The following is a 16,941-nucleotide window of genomic DNA, read 5'->3' as shown; positions in this document are numbered from 1 at the left end:
TGGACCTTTACCCATGCCTGAAAACCAGCGCCCCCTGGCGGTCACGCTGCAAGTTGTTTCCATCGTCCTTTTCACCTTCATCGGCTACCTGAACATCGGCATCCCCCTGGCTGTATTGCCCGGTTACGTCCATAGCGACCTGGGTTTCGGCGCAGTGATCGCGGGCCTGGTGATCAGCGTGCAATACCTGGCCACCCTGCTCAGCCGCCCGTATGCCGGAAAAATCATCGACAACAAAGGCAGCAAGCTGGCGGTCATGTACGGACTGGCCGGTTGCGGCTTGAGCGGTGTGTTCATGCTGATCTCTGCCTGGACCCAGAGCCTGCCGGCCTTGAGCCTGATCAGCCTGCTGATCGGCCGACTGGTACTCGGCAGCGCGGAAAGCCTGGTGGGCTCGGGCTCGATTGGCTGGGGCATCGGTCGGGTCGGCGCGGCGAACACGGCCAAAGTCATCTCGTGGAACGGTATTGCCAGCTACGGCGCACTGGCCGTCGGCGCGCCTTTGGGCGTGTTGCTCGTCCATCAACTGGGCTTGTGGAGCATGGGGGTGAGCATTGTGCTGCTGGCGATCCTCGGCTTGCTGTTGGCCTGGCCAAAAACCGCCGCGCCAATCGTTGCCGGTGAGCGCCTGCCGTTCATGCACGTGCTCGGACGGGTCTTCCCCCATGGCTGTGGCCTGGCCCTGGGTTCCATCGGCTTCGGCACCATCGCCACCTTCATCACCCTGTATTACGCCATGCAACACTGGGACAACGCGGTGCTGTGCCTGAGCCTGTTCGGCGCCTGCTTCATCGGCGCGCGCTTGCTGTTCGGTAACCTGATCAACCGCCTCGGCGGCTTTCGCGTAGCGATTGCCTGCCTGTCGGTGGAAACCCTGGGCTTGCTGTTGCTGTGGCTGGCACCGGATGCACATTGGGCACTGGCGGGTGCGGCGCTGAGCGGCTTCGGCTTTTCGCTGGTGTTTCCGGCACTGGGCGTGGAGGCGGTCAACCTGGTCCCGGCCTCCAGCCGTGGCGCGGCAGTCGGCGCCTATTCGCTGTTCATCGACTTGTCGCTGGGGATCACCGGCCCGCTGGCCGGAGCGATTGCGGCCGGGTTCGGTTTCGCTTCGATCTTCCTGTTCGCCGCCTTCGCCGCGTTGAGCGGATTGATACTGAGCCTTTATTTGTACCGGCAGGCACCGAAGCAACGCGAAGCACGGGACGCCCGTTAGAAGTCGACCTTGCCGCGCCCGGCCTTGATGTTGCCGCGCTTGCTCTTGGATTCGAGGCGACGGGTCTTCGAGCCGAGAGTCGGCTTGGTCGGACGGCGCTTCTTCTCGACCTTGGTGGCACTCTGGATCAACTCGGTCAGCCGCAACAGCGCATCGGCGCGGTTCTGCTCCTGCGTCCGGTACTGTTGGGCCTTGATGATCAACACACCGTCACTGGTGATGCGGCTGTCGCGCAGCGCCAGTAGCCGCTCCTTGTAGAACTCGGGCAAGGACGACGCCGGAATGTCGAAACGCAGGTGCACGGCACTGGAGACCTTGTTGACGTTCTGCCCACCGGCGCCTTGAGCGCGAATGGCCGTCAACTCAATCTCGGCGTCCGGCAGATGCACGTTGTTGGAAATGACCAGCATGGAAAAGCGTCCGGGTTCTTGAGCGTGCAGGATACCGCGAATGACGCCCTGAATTGCAGGTGGTCACTGATACAGGCGAGTTTTTGAAATCCCCCCAGACTTTTCTTACAGCGTTTTCGGATTTACAAAATGGAAGTTGCCTTGTCTCGAATTGCGACACTAACCTAAGGGTTAGCATCAACGAATTAGGCTAGCACATGAATTTTGAAAATATCCGATACAACCTAGCGGTAACCTTACTGGTTTTAGGCTGCTCAATTCCAATCATGGGAGCAGTTGTCTGGGCGATCACTGAAATAGTCCCTCTGGATGGATGCTCCCTAGATATTGCCTATGTAGCTACGTATATCCCTATCGCGCTATTTGGTTTGCGCTTCTACTTACCAAGATTGCGTAGCTGGACATAACTTCCGCCATGCACGAAGCACAATTACAATGAACCTTGAAAATATTAGATACTACATTGCAGTCACCCTCATGGTTTTAGGCTGCTCCGGATTGCCATCCGGACTAATCGTATATGGCATAAGAAAAATAATCCGCATAGATGAAAAACATCTAGACGTCGCTCACCTAGCAACATACGCAATTATTGTTTTTTTTGGATTGATTTTTTACATCCCAAGAATGCGCGGAAAAACTTAAATACCCACCCTCACAGCACCGCTCATTCATAGAAATAATCTTCTTCCGGAAGCATTATTTTAATTGTCAAAAAATCAACCAACGCTTCGAAAGCCAACGCCAACTTTCCCGTTTGTCGGTAAGCTGCCTCGTAGTTTATTGGATCGTGCCGAAAAAGCTCCATCGCCCCAGGCTTGAGAACTTGCCTAGATATTCCGTAACCTGAAACAAACAAGTCCATAGAGTAATAGGCCATGTCCCCCGCATAGTCATCAAATAAAGTTCTGTAGATACGCCGTACAGGCCCGACTGTCACTGGAGTTCCCGGCCCATGATAGATGTTACTCAAGCCTTCATAAATATTATTCGCACCATGGCTGACCATAAGCCCCCCCGGAACCGCACCTAGCCCTCCCGAGCTTCCGATGACCGAAACACCTGTCCTAATCTGCATTACACCCGCCACAAACCCAATGCCGTTCTGAAGATAAAACTGAGCCTTCGACGACAATTCCTCGTATTCAGTTCTTAACTCTTGCACCCCCTGCCACGCACTGACAAGCCCTTCATCAACAGCATGAATCACCTCATCGGCATATGAGGAGATAATCGAACTGAACCGAAGGCGCGTAACGCCATCGGCAAAATGCGTCATGCCAATGCTGCATCCCACGGCCACCAAATCAGAAGCCGCTTTCGTCACCTCATGAATATCGCAAGAATCCTCATCCACCCTCATTCCCCCAGGAGCAATAGGCACTTGTAGCTCCCGGTATGTGTGCCCACGCGATATCTCTATAACGAATGGACACAAACTCCTGCGGCTCTGCATCGTTCATACGAATAGCGTGAGGGACTTGCTGGCTGATATGCGCAATACGTGCACCTGTAAGGTGTATTGAATAATATCGCTCAAGCCCACCAGTCGAGGCAGTACGGTAGAGGTTAAGAATGCACTCCACTTCCTCACACTCATGCAGTGCGATTGCCAACAATGGTGATGATTTATCAATGCTCTTGGTAATCACAATGGGCATGTGTTTACCGCGACCACCCGCAATGCTGCCGTCATTGCCTGTCACCATATCGTGCGAATAAGCCAACACCATGATTTCGTCCTGATGACCGGCCTGGCATTTGTTACCGATAGAGCTATAGCCCGAACAACCAGCGGAAATCAAACCTTGTCGTTTGCCGGTAATACTCATGTAGCTATGACTCGCCATAAGCGCTACTCCTTGTTGTGTTCGGAGCGTCAAACTATGGCAAAAAAACACTAACCCGCGTGTAGGCCGTTTCTGATTAAACGAGGATTGGCCTGCGCCTTTAAAAGTTTCCGAAACTGCTGTAGTGAATAGCGACCGCCTATGTAGGAACAAGACATCAGTGCAATCGAAAAACCAGCCAATCAAGCACAAAAAACCCGGCACATGGCCGGGCTTTTTGTTACTGCGCTCTGCGTTTACTTCACGGAAGAGCCGGCAACGTGCAAGGCATGTTGCGCACTGCGCTTGTTCTTGATGCCGTAGCAGACCCACATGAACACGAGCCACACCGGAATCGCGTACACCGATGTCTGGATCCCCGGAATCAACAGCATCACACCGAGAATGAACACCACGAACGCCAGGCAGATGTAGTTGCCGTACGGATACCACAAGGCCTTGAACAGCGGCGTTTGTTTGGTCTTGTTCATGTGCTGGCGGAACTTGAAGTGCGAGTAGCTGATCATCGCCCAGTTGATCACCAGGGTAGCAACAACCAGCGACATCAGCAGTTCCAGCGCGTTTTGCGGGATCAGGTAGTTCAGCAGCACCGCGATCAGGGTCACGGCGGCCGAGGCCAGGATCGAGCGTACCGGCACGCCGCGCTTGTCGATCTTCGCCAGACCTTTCGGCGCGTCACCCTGCTCGGCCATGCCCAGTAGCATACGGCTGTTGCAGTAGGTGCCGCTGTTGTACACCGACAACGCCGCGGTCAGGACCACAAAGTTGAGGATGTGCGCAGCGGTGTTGCTGCCCAGCATCGAGAACACTTGCACGAACGGGCTGCCGCTGTAGGAATCACCAGAGGCGTTCAGGGTGGTCAGCAAGCTGTCCCACGGGGTCAACGACAGCAGGATCACCAGCGCACCGATGTAGAAAATCAGGATCCGGTAGATCACCTGGTTGATGGCTTTCGGGATCACGGTTTTCGGCTTGTCGGCTTCGGCAGCGGTGAAACCGAGCATTTCCAGACCACCGAAGGAAAACATGATGAAAGCCATGGCCATCACCAGACCGCTGACACCGTTCGGGAAGAAGCCACCGTGGGACCACAGGTTGCTCACCGCCGCTTGCGGGCCGCCATTGCCGCTGACCAGCAGGTAGCTGCCCAGGGCAATCATGCCGACAATTGCCACGACCTTGATGATCGCAAACCAGAACTCGGCCTCTCCGAACACTTTGACGTTGGCCAGGTTGATCGCATTGATCAGCACAAAGAAGGCGGCGGCAGACACCCAGGTCGGGATGTCCGGTGCCCAGTAATGGATGTATTTGCCGACCGCGGTCAGCTCCGACATGCCTACCAGAATGTACAGAATCCAGCAGTTCCAGCCCGACAGGAAGCCGGCAAAGCCGCCCCAGTACTTGTGCGCGAAGTGGCTGAAGGAGCCGGCTACCGGATCTTCGACGATCATTTCGCCCAGTTGGCGCATGATCATGAAAGCAATGAAGCCGCAGATGGCGTAGCCGAGGATCATCGACGGACCGGCGGATTTCAGTACCCCGGCCGAGCCGAGGAACAAGCCGGTACCGATCGCGCCACCGAGGGCAATCAATTGAATGTGGCGATTTTTCAGGCCGCGTTTCAGCTCACCTGATTGCGGGTTTTGTCCACTCATGAAAAGGGTCTCACGCAAGGTTTGATGATGTTCAGTAGACGTAGCTGCTTGGAAATGACTTTAAGCAGCGCCGATCAAACCCCAGCGCAGGCACCAGGAGTTCAGCGTATTTACAACGGTCATGCGTCACCTGTTTGTTTTTATCTGTGACGAAATCGAACCCGACACGCTCGTGACGCGACGGAGTGAACAAGGCGGATAGCCTTGAGGTTTGCGCAGATGCGCAGGAGGTCACAGGTAAAACGCGGCGCATTGTACACCCGTAACCCCCTGCTGCCAGACCCGCTGGACAAGCGTGTCTATGGCCGGGATTGCCTGTGTCCGCCCCGAGGGGCTCGGGCGGCTGCAAAAAATGGGTCAGATCCTTGCGGATCATTGACGGGAAAGGCAGGAAAACCGCCTCTCGCAGAGCGATGGAAATGGATTGCGGCGTTCATTGCGCCTCCTTTTTGTTATGCACCTGCACGACAGGCATGGCGCGCATATCACCCTGCATAGGGCAATGAAACAAGCAGGATAGAACGCTGGGAGAAGGACCTAAGACAATGACGCGTAAGAATTTTCTTACGACATTCAATGAGGGGCGATTTCATGGGGTCAATCTGTGAATTTCGTCAGGTTTTCTTTACGGTGCGTAATTCTGGCTTTCCACCTTGGACCTCCCAATGTGGCGGCTGACGCTTTCGCGAGCAGGCTCGCTCCGACAGGAGACAGGGTTGTTATGCAGAAATGCGACACCTTGGCCTCTGGCTGACACCTCCCCTTGCCGGGTGTGTAGAGGACTTTCACCTCCGAGTGAGTGCGCCCTGCCGGGCGCACAAAAAAAAGAGGTGTGTGGCAACCGCCACACACCTCTATTACCTTCAGTTCAACTTTATCGAGAAGGCCTCCTTATCCCACCAGATTGAAGTCCGTCTGATCAACGGTCGCACTGCTGACACCCACAAGGCGGATGGAGTCCGCTCCGATCCCAACCACCGTGTCCGCTCCGTCAGCCGTTATGGTCACGTTTGCAGCGAACGTCGCGCTGCTGATCCCCATCGGCGTGAGATCGATCAAGTCCTGCCCTGCGGCCGGAGTGGCTCCGAAGTTCAGGATCGTATCGTTGCCGAAACCCGCGGCACCAAACACGAACGTATCGTTACCGGCCACGCCGCCACTCATCACGTCGTTACCGCCAGCGCCGACGATGAAGTCGTTACCTGCCCCCCCCACGATCGTGTTGGCCAGCTCGTTGCCAGTGCCCACAAAGTTGCCGCTGCCGCCGAAAAACAGATTCTCGACGTTGGCACCCAGGGTGTAGCTCGCGAGCGAGGTCCAGACCGTGTCGTTGCCGGCACCGGCGTTCTCGCCTACCACGTCCCCGAGGTCGGTGACTTCGTAGATATCGCTGCCGGCACCGCCGACCATCGTGTCAGCACCGCCGTTGCCGATGAGGACGTCGTTACCCGCACCGCCCACGAGCATGTTGGCCAGATCGTTGCCGGTACCCGCAAAGTTGCCGCTGCCACCGAAAAACATATTCTCGACGTTGGCACTCAGGGTGTAGCTCGCGAGCGAGGTCCAGACCGTGTCGCTGCCGGCACCGGCAAGTTCGATCACCCGGTCCCCAAGGTCGGTGACTTCGTAGATATCGCTGCCATCACCGCCGGCCATGGTGTCGGCACCTGCGCCACCGATGAGGACGTCGTTACCCGCACCGCCCACGATATTATTGCCGAGCACGTTACCGGTGCCCACAAAGTTGCCGCTGCCGCCGAAAAACAGATTTTCGACGTTGGCACCCAGGGTGTAGCTCGCGAGCGAGGTCCAGACCGTGTCGTTACCGGCACCGGCGAACTCGATCACCTGGTCCCCAAGGTCGGTGACTTCGTAGACATCGTTGCCGGCACCGCCGACCATCGTGTCGGCACCGCCGGCACCGATGAGGACGTCGTTACCCGCACCGCCCACGATCGTGTTGTCGAGCACGTTGCCGCTGCCCGCGAAGTTGCCGCTGCCGCCGAAAAACAGATTCTCGACGTTGGCACTCAGGGTGTAGCTTCCGAGCGAGGTCCAGACATCGTCGATGCCGTCACCGGCGAGCTCTGTCACCACGTCCCCAGTGTCGGTGACTTCGTAGATGTCGTTGCCAGCACCACCGGCCATCGTGTCAGCACCAAGACCGCCGATGAGAACGTCATTACCGGCGTCACCATTGAGGATGTCGTTGCCGCCCAAGCCGTTCAGGATGTCGTTGCCATCACCTCCGCTGGCCACGTCGTCGCCTGTCGTACCGGTCCATATGTCGACACCGGCGGTACCGACAAACACTTCACCGACCACTGCCGTAGCGGCAGAGGTGACTCGCTCAAGTGTGCCGAGGTCATCGGTGTAACTCGCGACGATACGCAGTTGCTGACCGACCAGTGTCGGGGTGAGCGTGAGGGTCGTGCCCGTCTCGCCGGCGATGTCGGCAAAGATCGCACCGTTCCCCGCCTGCCACTGATGGGTAATCACCGAGGTCGTGGTTCCGTTGGCGTCGGTGAACGCATCCGTGGCGGTCAAGACCGAGCCTTCCGTCGGGGTCGTATCGCTGATCAGCACCGTGCCAACCGGCAGGACATTGACGGTGCCGGTACCGGCCGCCGTGATCGGTGCGGTCGGCGCCGAGAACACCTCCTCCAGCACGCCATTGGCATCCTTGTAGACCGCCCTGACGCGTAGAGCCAGTCCGGTTGGCACGACGAGTTGCGGAACAGCCGGCACGGCGCCAATGAGGGTCGCTGGTGGTGCGACCCTGAGTTCCGTGCCCACCGTGACAGTCGTTCCCTCTGCGCGCGCGACCTCTCCGGCGGCAAAGAAGGTGATGTCTTCGAAGACGCCCGAGCCCGCACGCGGTTCGAACTGCCAGAAGAAACTGATGGGGCTGGTGATCGCGCCGCCGGTCGCGGTATTGTCGGCATCCGCGATGTCGGCCGCCGATACCGTCAGTGTCTGGCCGACGGTGGGCGTGGGATCGTCGATCGTCAGTGAACCGACTGGCGCCGAGTTCAAACCGCCAAGCACGATCGCCTGATCGGCGAACTGCAGCCGCTCGATATTGCTGAGGGTGTCGACCCCGTCCCTGGCAGCGACATTGTCGGTGACCGTAACGGTGCCGTTGACGTTTTCGACCACGGTGTAATCCGCAAAATTGCCGGAGAACAACGCTGTGTCGAAGTCGGGGCCGGGCGCCGTCAGGATCTCGCGGACGATCTGGAGCTGGCCGGGGTTATAGGTGCCGTTCAACATGAGCGGGACCAGGGGCGTCATGTTATCGAAGGAGGCGATTTCCGGCCCGGTGCCATCGATGTTCTGCCGCACGCTGATGCGTACGTTGAGCCACTTGTCGCCGTCGATGAGGTCATCGCCGCCACGGCCTTCGAGGAAGTCGCTGCCGGCGCCACCCAGGACAATGTTGCCCCCGTCGAACTTATCGTCGGCTGTGCCGGCGATGCCATCCGCCCCGTTGCCGGCAGCGCCAACGAACGCCCGCAGACCGCTGATGAGGTCGAAGTTGGTGAGCACGCTGCCCTTGGCGCCAGCGACGGCGAGCAAGTCGGCAGTGGAGTCATCGCCGCTGAGGAAGTCGGCGTGTGCCGATCCCGACAGCCCTTCCACCAGATCCAACCGGGCAAGGATCGACGCGTTGGAGCCAGGCACCGCCGGTTGATCGAAGAAGCGCAGCCTGGAGTTGAGGCCGATGGTCACGCCGGCCGGATCGTCCTTGAAGGTCGCCCAGTCGTAACCGGAGAACCCGATGAAACGGTCCGCCTCGCTGGGGCTGCCGATCATGATGTCATCACCGCCCTCCCCGTCGAAGTTGTCCGGTCCGCCATCGCCCATGAAGACGTCGTTGCCATTGATCGGATCGTTGCCGAATGGGTCGAAGTTGTCGCCGGCAACACCATCGGCGGATCCGCCCTGGATCCAGTCGTCGCCTTCACCGCCGCGCGCGAATTCGTTCGCCTTGCTGCCGAGGATGAAGTCGTTGCCCAGGCCGCCACTGGTGTCGGCCGCGTCTTCGCCGGTGATGATGAAGTCCTGGCCGGCCTGGCCGAGGATCAGGTTGAGGCCGTTGCCGCCCTGGATGACGTCGTTGCCGTCCTCGCCGTGGATGACGTCGTCGCCGCCGATGTCCGTGATGATGTCGTCACCGGCACCGCCAAAGAGCTGGTCGTTGCCGTAGCCGCCATCGATCCGATCGTTACCGGCATCGCCATAGACCGTGTCGTCGTCCGAGTCGCCGGCAATGAGGATGTCGTTGCCGGGCGTGCCGCCCAGAACGACCGTTTCGGCGCCGGTATAGTGCAGGTAGTTGGTATCCAGACCCGGCGTGGCGGGGTTGTCGCGGATCACCAGCGGCGTGAGAAAATCAGTGCGCGGTGAGCCAATCGGGTGGACCGACGGACCAAACGGATCGGCATTGGCCGGCAGATCGTCGAGGGTGCCGACAATACCGTCGGGACCGGCAATCACACTGGGGTTGTACTGGTTCGCCTGGTTGACCTCCAGAGTGAAGGCCGGCGTCAGGAAAACCCTGCCCGGGAGGTGTGTTGCGTCGGTATTGGCCATGACCAGCGAGGAGAACGTGTTGTTCTCAAGCTCGGCGCCAAAGTCCATCGAGGCAGTGCGCTCCAGATAGTAGAAGCGGTCACCGTCCTGGAGTTTCTCCATCTGGTTCTCGAAGACGAAGTTGAAGGTCGAGCCGAGCATGCCGCCAAAGGGCATCTTCTCCTCGGCCAGCCCGCCAACCCAGAAATCGACGTTATCCAGGCCAGTGATGGTCACATCGTCAGCCGTGTGCAAAACGCCGTCCGCACCAGCGGTGCTGGTCCAGGCACCGGTGCTGTTGAGGAAGTCGACACGGTCGGCCGGTGCGGTTGCGCCGCCGAGCACCAGGTCCGCAGCCGCGGCGCGCTTGTCCGCCAGCGTGGTGGCGCCGGTGATGGTCGAGTGCGTGCCGTAGGCGGCGATGAAGTTGATCAGCGATTCCGGATGCTTCATGTGCTGCACGAAATCGGCCCAGCTGGTGTAGGGCTTGAGCTCTGCATCACCGGTGGGCAGATAGAACTCCCTCCGGGCCGCGTTCAGGGACGGAATGCCGGTATCGCGGCCGCGCGCCAGGTTGATGGCGGGCAGGTCGAGCGGCAGACCCAGCAGGTTGTTGCGCAGGGCTTCGGTCACGAACTCGTCGATCTCGTTGCCCACCTGGCGGGTCACGCCGCGCACGATGGCACCGGCCGCCTGTTCTGGGGTCGGACCGCTGCCTGCGAACTCCAGCGGGTTGAGGAAGGCCTGAATCAGCCCGATATCGCTCGAGGCGAAGTTCGGATCCAGACGGTCGACCTGCTCCAGCAGCATCGAGTGCCCGAAGCGATAGACGGTGTGCGCGAACTCGGCAACGATGCTCGGATCGATCGCGGTGTCGTACACCTGGCCCGGGGCGAAGAACGGATCGACCATCGGCTGGATAGTGCGCGCGAACTCCTCGAATACCAGGTGCTGGTACTGCATCTCGGTGCCGAACTTCGCCGTCTGGAACAGGCGCTCGCCGTTCCAGTCGAGGGTCGAGGTGTCGGCGGGAACGGCAGTGACAGGCGTCAGCAGCCACTCGTTCAGGAACGACACATCGCCGCTTGCCGCTGTCGCCAGGACCACCTCCTTGGTGTGATCGACCAGGCGGTTATGCTCATGGTGGAAGATGGAATGGACGGTGGTCAGACCGATGTTCTCGTTGACCCGACCGTCGCCGGCGATGTAGTGCGCGTCCAACAGTTCGTTGTCGTAGAAGCCCGGCGCAGGTGTACCACCCACGACATTGTCCGCATCGGGCAGCAGTGCTGCGCCGGTCTGGTCGTCGATCGGAACGGCGGTGTGCGCGATGTCGTTGAGGAAGGCATGGCCGGTGCGCGCGGCGTTGACCAGGCTGATGGGCGCCGCCGGATTGCCTTCAACCAGCACATCGTCGGCCGTGCCGGCAATACCGTCCGGGCCCAACATCACCACCTGAGGGAAACCGTTCGGACCTTTGATGAAATTGCCGTAGGCGTCGGTCGCCAGCAATGGCACGTTGTTGAAATCGGCATCGGTGAGATTGATCCCGAGCAGATCATGGGCTTGCGCCTTGACCACCTTCCAGGTGGCCATGCCACCGATCCCGACGTCATCGGCCGTACCGAACACGCCATCGGCGCCCAGATCACGATTTTCGATCAACTTGCCGGTAGCCACCGGATCGCCAGCGGCGTTGAGCTCATAGGCACGCAGGAACACCTGGTGCGAGGGATGCGAGCTGTAGGTCTGGTTCTGGTCGACAAACGGCGAGGTGGTGTTGGTGTTCTCGTGGATGTCGTCGGCCGTGCCCAGAATGCCATCGGGGCCAGGCTGATTGGTGGCGCGCGTCAGCACCATGAAGTTGGTCGGACTACCGGGCACGAACAACGGGTCATCCGGCTGCAGCGGAACGAACACAGTGCCCGAGCCGCCCTTGGTGACGAGGTCCAAGCCATGGTCGAAGAACTGGCCGAAGAAAGTCATCCATTGGTTGAACGGCGCGGTCAGGCCCGCGTCGGGGCTCACGTTCGGGTCAAAGAAGGTCTGGAACGTCGTGCCGTCGGTGCGGGTTCCGGTAACCACCTGTGCACCGACCTTCAAGACATCGTCAGCTGTGCCAAGGACGCCATCCAGACCCGGATCGAACGTGGCCGCGACCGCCGCCGGGTTGTTGGCGGTCTGGTCGACGATCAGGTTGCTGATGGTGCGCGGTTGCGAATCGATCACCAGGCCGCTGGTCTGGGTGTAACTCGTGCCGGCATCGGCCGGGCGGAAGTCAGGCGTGGTCAGGCGTGGGAATACATTATCGGCGGCACCGAACTCGGGATGGAGCAGGTTGTTTTCCGTCCCTTCGACCGTGCGCAAACCGAACGGCATCCGTATATTGTCGAGCAGCGTATTGAGGTTCTCACCGGCCGCGTTGTGTTCCGCTATCTTGATCTGGTCAAGTATGAACGCCAGGTCGGATTGCGTGTAACGCACACCGTTGCTTGGGGCAGTGGTCTGCGGATCGATCAGCGAAGGAGCCACTACCGGGGCCGGGGCCGCGGCCACTACTGCGGTAGTGGGTGCCGAGAATACCTGCTCGGTCACACCATGATCGTCCGCATAGAAGGCTTTGACGCGAATGGCCAGACCGGCAAGATCCGACGTCACCGTGAAAGTGGGCTTGTCCGCTCTGGTAAATCCGATCCCGATGCGGCCTGGGCCGAGGATGATGTCCTCGAAGACGCCCGAGCCCGGTGCCGCTTCAAACTGCCATATGTAACTGATGGAATTGTGGATCGCCCCGCCCGCGTTGTCGCCATCGGTGATGCCTGCCGCCGACACGGACAGCGTCTGGCCTACGGTCGGTGCGGTGTTATCGACCGTCAGTGCACCCACAGGCTCGGCGTTGACCCCCTGCACGAGGACCACTGCCTGATCGGAAAACTGCAGCCGCTCGATATGGGTGAGACGGTCGGTTTCTTCCTTGCCGACATTGTCGGTCACGGTGACGATGTCGGTGCCGGCGATATTGAGGGGAACGGCAGGATCGACGACGATGCCGTTGACGGCGATCGTGTAGTTCGCCAGAGGACCCATGAAGTTGACGGTGTCGAACGCAGCCCCGCCTGCGGATGTACCGGGCAGGATCTCACGCACGGCGACGAGCTGGCCGGGATTGTAGGTGCCGTTCAGCATGAGCGGGATCATCGGTGTCATGCTGTCGAAGCTGGCGATCTCCGGCCCGGTGCCATCGATGTTCTGCCGCACGCTGATGCGCACATTGAGCCAACTGTCACCGTCGATGAGGTCGCTGCCGCCACGGCCTTCGATGATGTCGCTGCCATCGCCGCCGAGGATAATGTTGCCCGCGCCGAACTGATCGTCGGCCGTCCCCCCGATACCGTCGGCACCGAAACCGGCGCTACCGACGAAGGCCCGCAGGCCGCTGACGAGATCGAAGTTGGTGAGGATGCTGCCCCTGGCCGTGATGTTGGCGATGATGGCCGCGTTTTGTTCATCGCCGCGCAGGAAGTCGGCGAAGGCCGACCCCGACAGGCCCTCCACTTCCGCGAACCGGTCATAGACCGCATCGGCCGATTGCGCGAATGCACCCACGATATTGCCCGTTGCATCGGGCACCGGGTGATAGGGGCTGAAGAAGGGGACGACCATGTCGACGGTTACGCCGTACAGGTCATTCTTGTAGGTGGTCCAGTCGTACCCGGACATGCCGTCCATCTTGTCCTGGGCATCGCTGGCGACGAAGATGTCGTCGCCACCCTCGCCGATCATTTCATCGAATCCACCCTTGCCGATGAAGATGTCGTTACCGGGCACATCGTCGGTCAAGGTCGGGCTCATGTTATCGCCGGGCGCACCGTCCTGGGTGCCGCCCTCGATCCAGTCATCGCCTTCGTTGCCGGTCGGTGCGAGGTTGACCTTGGCGCCGAGGATGAAATCGTCGCCCGCGCCGCCGAAGGTCATCGTGATGTCTTCAGTGGTGATGATGAAGTCTTTGCCCGCACCGCCGAGGACCAGGTTATTGCCGGCCAGGATCGAGTTACCGGCCTGGATGACGTCGTTGCCGTCGTCGCCGTGGATGACGTCGGCACCGCCGATGTCAGTGATGATGTCGTCACCGGCGCCGCCAAAGAGGTTGTCGTTGCCGTAGCCACCGTCGAGCCGATCGTTGCCGGCGTCGCCATAGACGGTGTCGTCGTCCGAGTCGCCGGCGATGAGGATGTCGTTGCCAGCTGTGCCACCCAGCACGACCGTATCACCGCCGGTGTAGTGCAGGTAGTTGGTATCCGGGCCCACTGTGTCGGGGTTGTCGCGGATCACCAGCGGTGTGAAATGGTCAATCCGTGGTGAGCCGATCGGGTGGTCCGACGGGCCAAAGGGGTCGGCGTTGGCTGGCAGATCGTCGGCCGTGCCGAGGATGCCGTCCGGGCCGGCCACCACACTCTGGTTGAACTGGTGCGTCGGGTCGACTTCCAGGATGAAGGCCGGCGTCTGGAAGATGTTAGCCGGCAGGTGCGTTGCATCGCTGTTGAGCATCACTAGATTGGCGAACGAATTGTTCTCAAGCTCAGTGCCGAAGTTGAGTCCCGCGGTGCGGGCCAGGTAGTAGAAGCGGTCGCCATTCTGCAGGTTTTCCAACTGGGTTTCGAAGACGAAGTTGAAGCTCGAACCCAGCTGGCCGCCAAAGGGCATTTTCTCTTCGGCCAGGCCGCCGATCCAGAAGTCGACGTTGTCCAGGCCGGAGATTGTAAAGTCGTCTGCGGTGTTCGGAATACCGTCCGCACCGGCGTTGTTCGCCCAGACACCGGTGCTGTGCAGGAAGTCGAGACGGTCGATTGGCGCGGTCGCGCTGCCGAACACCAGGTCTGCAGCCGCGGCGCGCTTGTCCGCCAGCGTCGTAGCGCTAGTGATGGTTGAATGCGTACCGTAGGCGGCGATGAAGTTGACCAGCGATTCCGGGTGCTTCAAGTGCTGCGCGAAATCGGCCCAGCTCGTGTAGGGGGTCAACTGGCTGTCGCCGGTCATGTGGTAGAACTCGCGCCGCGCCGCGTTCAGAGACGGGATGCCGGCGTCGCGGCCGCGCGCCAGGTTGAGCGCGGGAAGGTCGAGCGGCAGGCCGACCAGATTGTTGCGCAGAGCATCAGTGACAAACTCGTCGATCTCGTTGCCGACCTGCCGCGTGATGCCGCGCACGATGGCGCCAGCCGCCTGCTCAGGAGTTGGGCCGCTCGCAGCAAACGCGAGAGGGTTGAGGAAGGCCGCGATCAGGCCGGTCTGTTGATTGCCCGGGTCAACCGGATTGCCGTCGCCGACGACGTTGAAGTTGGGGTCGAAGCGATCGACCGTCTCCAGCAGCATCGAGTGACCGAAGCGAAAGACCGTGTGCGCGAACTCGGCGACGATCGCCGGATTGATGGTGGTGTCGTTGCCCATAGGCGCCAGGAATACGTCCACTTGCGGCTGGATGGTGCGCGCGAATTCTTCGAACACCAGGTGCTGGTACTGCATCTCGGTGCCGAACTTGGCCGCCTGGAACAACCGCTCGCCGTTCCAGTGCAGGGCCGCGATGTCGGCCGGCGTCACTGGCAGCGCTGTCAGTTGGGCATCGGGCATCAGCCACTTGTTCAGGAAGTCGAGGTCGGCGGAGGCCAGCACGGTCTCCTTGGTCTGGTCAATCAGCCGGTTGTGCTCGCTGTGGAAGATCTCATGCACCGTGGTCAGGCCGATGTTCTCGTTAACCCGGCCGTCGCCGGCAATGTAGTGCTTGTCGAGCAGCTCGTTGTCGTAGGTACCGGGGGCTTGCGGGCCGCCAATGACGGTGTCCGCGTCAGGCGTCAGGCCACCGGTCGGATCGGCACTGTGGGCGATGTCGATAAGGAACTGGTGACCGGTGCGCACGGCGTTCACCAAGCTGATTGGCGCGGCCCGATTACCCTCGACGAGTATGTCATCGGCCGTGCCGGGAAGGCCATCCGCGCCCATCATCACGACTTGTGGGAGGCCGTTAGGCCCCTTGATGAAGTTGCCGTAAGCATCGGTCGCCAGCAGCGGTACGTTGAACACGTCCGCATCGGTCAAGTTGATGCCGAGCAGATCACGGGCCTGGGCCTTGACGACTGCCCAGGTGGCCATGCCGCCGATTTCGACGTCATCAGCGGTGCCGAATTGCCCATCGGCGCCCAGGTCACGATTGGTGATCAGCTTGCCGGTGGCCACCGGATCGCCATCGGCGTTGAGCTCATACGCGCGCAGGAACACCTGGTGCGAGGGATGCGAGCTGTAGGTCTGGTTCTGGTCGACAAACGGCGAGGTGGTGTTGCTCTGCTCGTGGATGTCATCGGCGGTGCCCAGAATGCCGTCGGGGCCGGGCAGATTGGTGGCGCGCGTCAGCACCATGAAGTTGGTCGGGCTGCCCGGTACGAATAGCGGGTCATCCGGCTGCAGCGGAATAAAGACTGTGCCGCTGCCGCCCTTGGTGACGAGGTCCAGGCCATGGTCGAAGAACTGACCAAAAAAAGTCATCCACTGGTTGAACGGCGCGGTCAGGCCCGCGTCCGGCGTGATATTGGGGATCTGGAAGACGGAAACGTCGTCGGCGGTGCCGAACAGGCCATCCAGACCGGGACTGGTGACGACCTGAGAATCCGGATTGTCCGCTGCGGCCGCGACCGCCGCCGGGTTGTTGGCGGTCTGGTCGACGATCAGGTTGCTGATGGTGCGCGGCTGCGAGTCAAAGACGAAACCGCTGGTCTGCAGGTAGGAGGTCGGCGTGGTTCCGCCAGGATCGGCGGGGCCGAAGAAGCCGGCCGGCTGGACCTGCGCGGTATTGAACACCGGCGTCGTCATACGCGGGAAGAAGTTGTCGGCGGCACCGAACTGGGGGTCGGCCAGGTTGTTGAAGATGCCGGTGACGGTGCGCAGGCCGAAGGGTACTTCTACGTTCGGCAGCATGTCAGCCAGACTCGCGCCTGCCGCATGCCGTTCGGCGATGAAAATTTGTTCGAGAATGAATTCGAGATCGGACTTGATGAAGCTGGCCATGGCTGTTTCCTCGATGCTTAACCAATCAGGAAACCACACGCATAAAACACGGCTGCAAACGCGTGGTTTAGTGCTGAACCCCATAAACAAAAATCGAAAATTGAACGACGGGACCTGGTATCACGGCCGCACTGAGCCCTTGCTGAATTGCGTGCAATCAGCAGTGCTCAGCTGAGGATCAA

The 16,941-nt window shown here is 60.2% G+C and carries 6 protein-coding genes; 1 reads left to right on the top strand and 5 read right to left on the bottom strand.

Features of this window, described 5'->3' with window-relative positions; all coding sequences use genetic code 11:
- The first annotated feature begins 13 nt into the window (after nucleotides 1–13).
- On the top strand, nucleotides 14–1,213 hold the full coding sequence (locus AC07XF_RS08675) for an MFS transporter (protein WP_495026166.1): 1,200 nt from the start codon (nucleotides 14–16) through the stop codon (nucleotides 1,211–1,213).
- Here the strand turns inward: AC07XF_RS08675 and arfB are convergent.
- From arfB to AC07XF_RS08650, 5 genes are all read right to left on the bottom strand, one after another.
- Entirely contained in the window at nucleotides 1,210–1,623 is a 414-nt protein-coding gene (arfB, locus tag AC07XF_RS08670) for an alternative ribosome rescue aminoacyl-tRNA hydrolase ArfB (RefSeq protein ID WP_007984117.1), read from the bottom strand. The genes AC07XF_RS08675 and arfB overlap by 4 nt on opposite strands.
- A 667-nt stretch (nucleotides 1,624–2,290) precedes the next feature.
- A complete protein-coding gene (locus AC07XF_RS08665; RefSeq protein ID WP_495026165.1) occupies nucleotides 2,291–3,007 on the bottom strand; it encodes a DUF4225 domain-containing protein in 717 nt (238 codons plus the stop codon).
- The gene (locus tag AC07XF_RS08660) at nucleotides 2,973–3,473 is read right to left on the bottom strand and encodes an Hcp family type VI secretion system effector (RefSeq protein ID WP_495026164.1); all 501 of its coding nucleotides are present in this window, start codon (nucleotides 3,471–3,473) and stop codon (nucleotides 2,973–2,975) included. Before AC07XF_RS08660 ends, AC07XF_RS08665 begins: the two co-directional genes overlap by 35 nt.
- A gap of 236 nt (nucleotides 3,474–3,709) precedes the next feature.
- Nucleotides 3,710–5,131 (bottom strand): amino acid permease, encoded by a 1,422-nt coding sequence (locus AC07XF_RS08655; protein WP_495026163.1) that lies wholly within the window; start codon nucleotides 5,129–5,131, stop codon nucleotides 3,710–3,712.
- 891 nt (nucleotides 5,132–6,022) lie between these two features.
- Nucleotides 6,023–16,759, bottom strand: a complete 10,737-nt coding sequence (locus AC07XF_RS08650) for a peroxidase family protein (RefSeq protein WP_495026162.1) — start codon at nucleotides 16,757–16,759, stop codon at nucleotides 6,023–6,025.
- Nucleotides 16,760–16,941 lie beyond the last annotated feature (182 nt).

Source organism: Pseudomonas sp. GW821-FHT01C01 (genome assembly GCF_059422645.1).
This window is presented reverse-complemented; position numbering and strand designations above follow the sequence as displayed.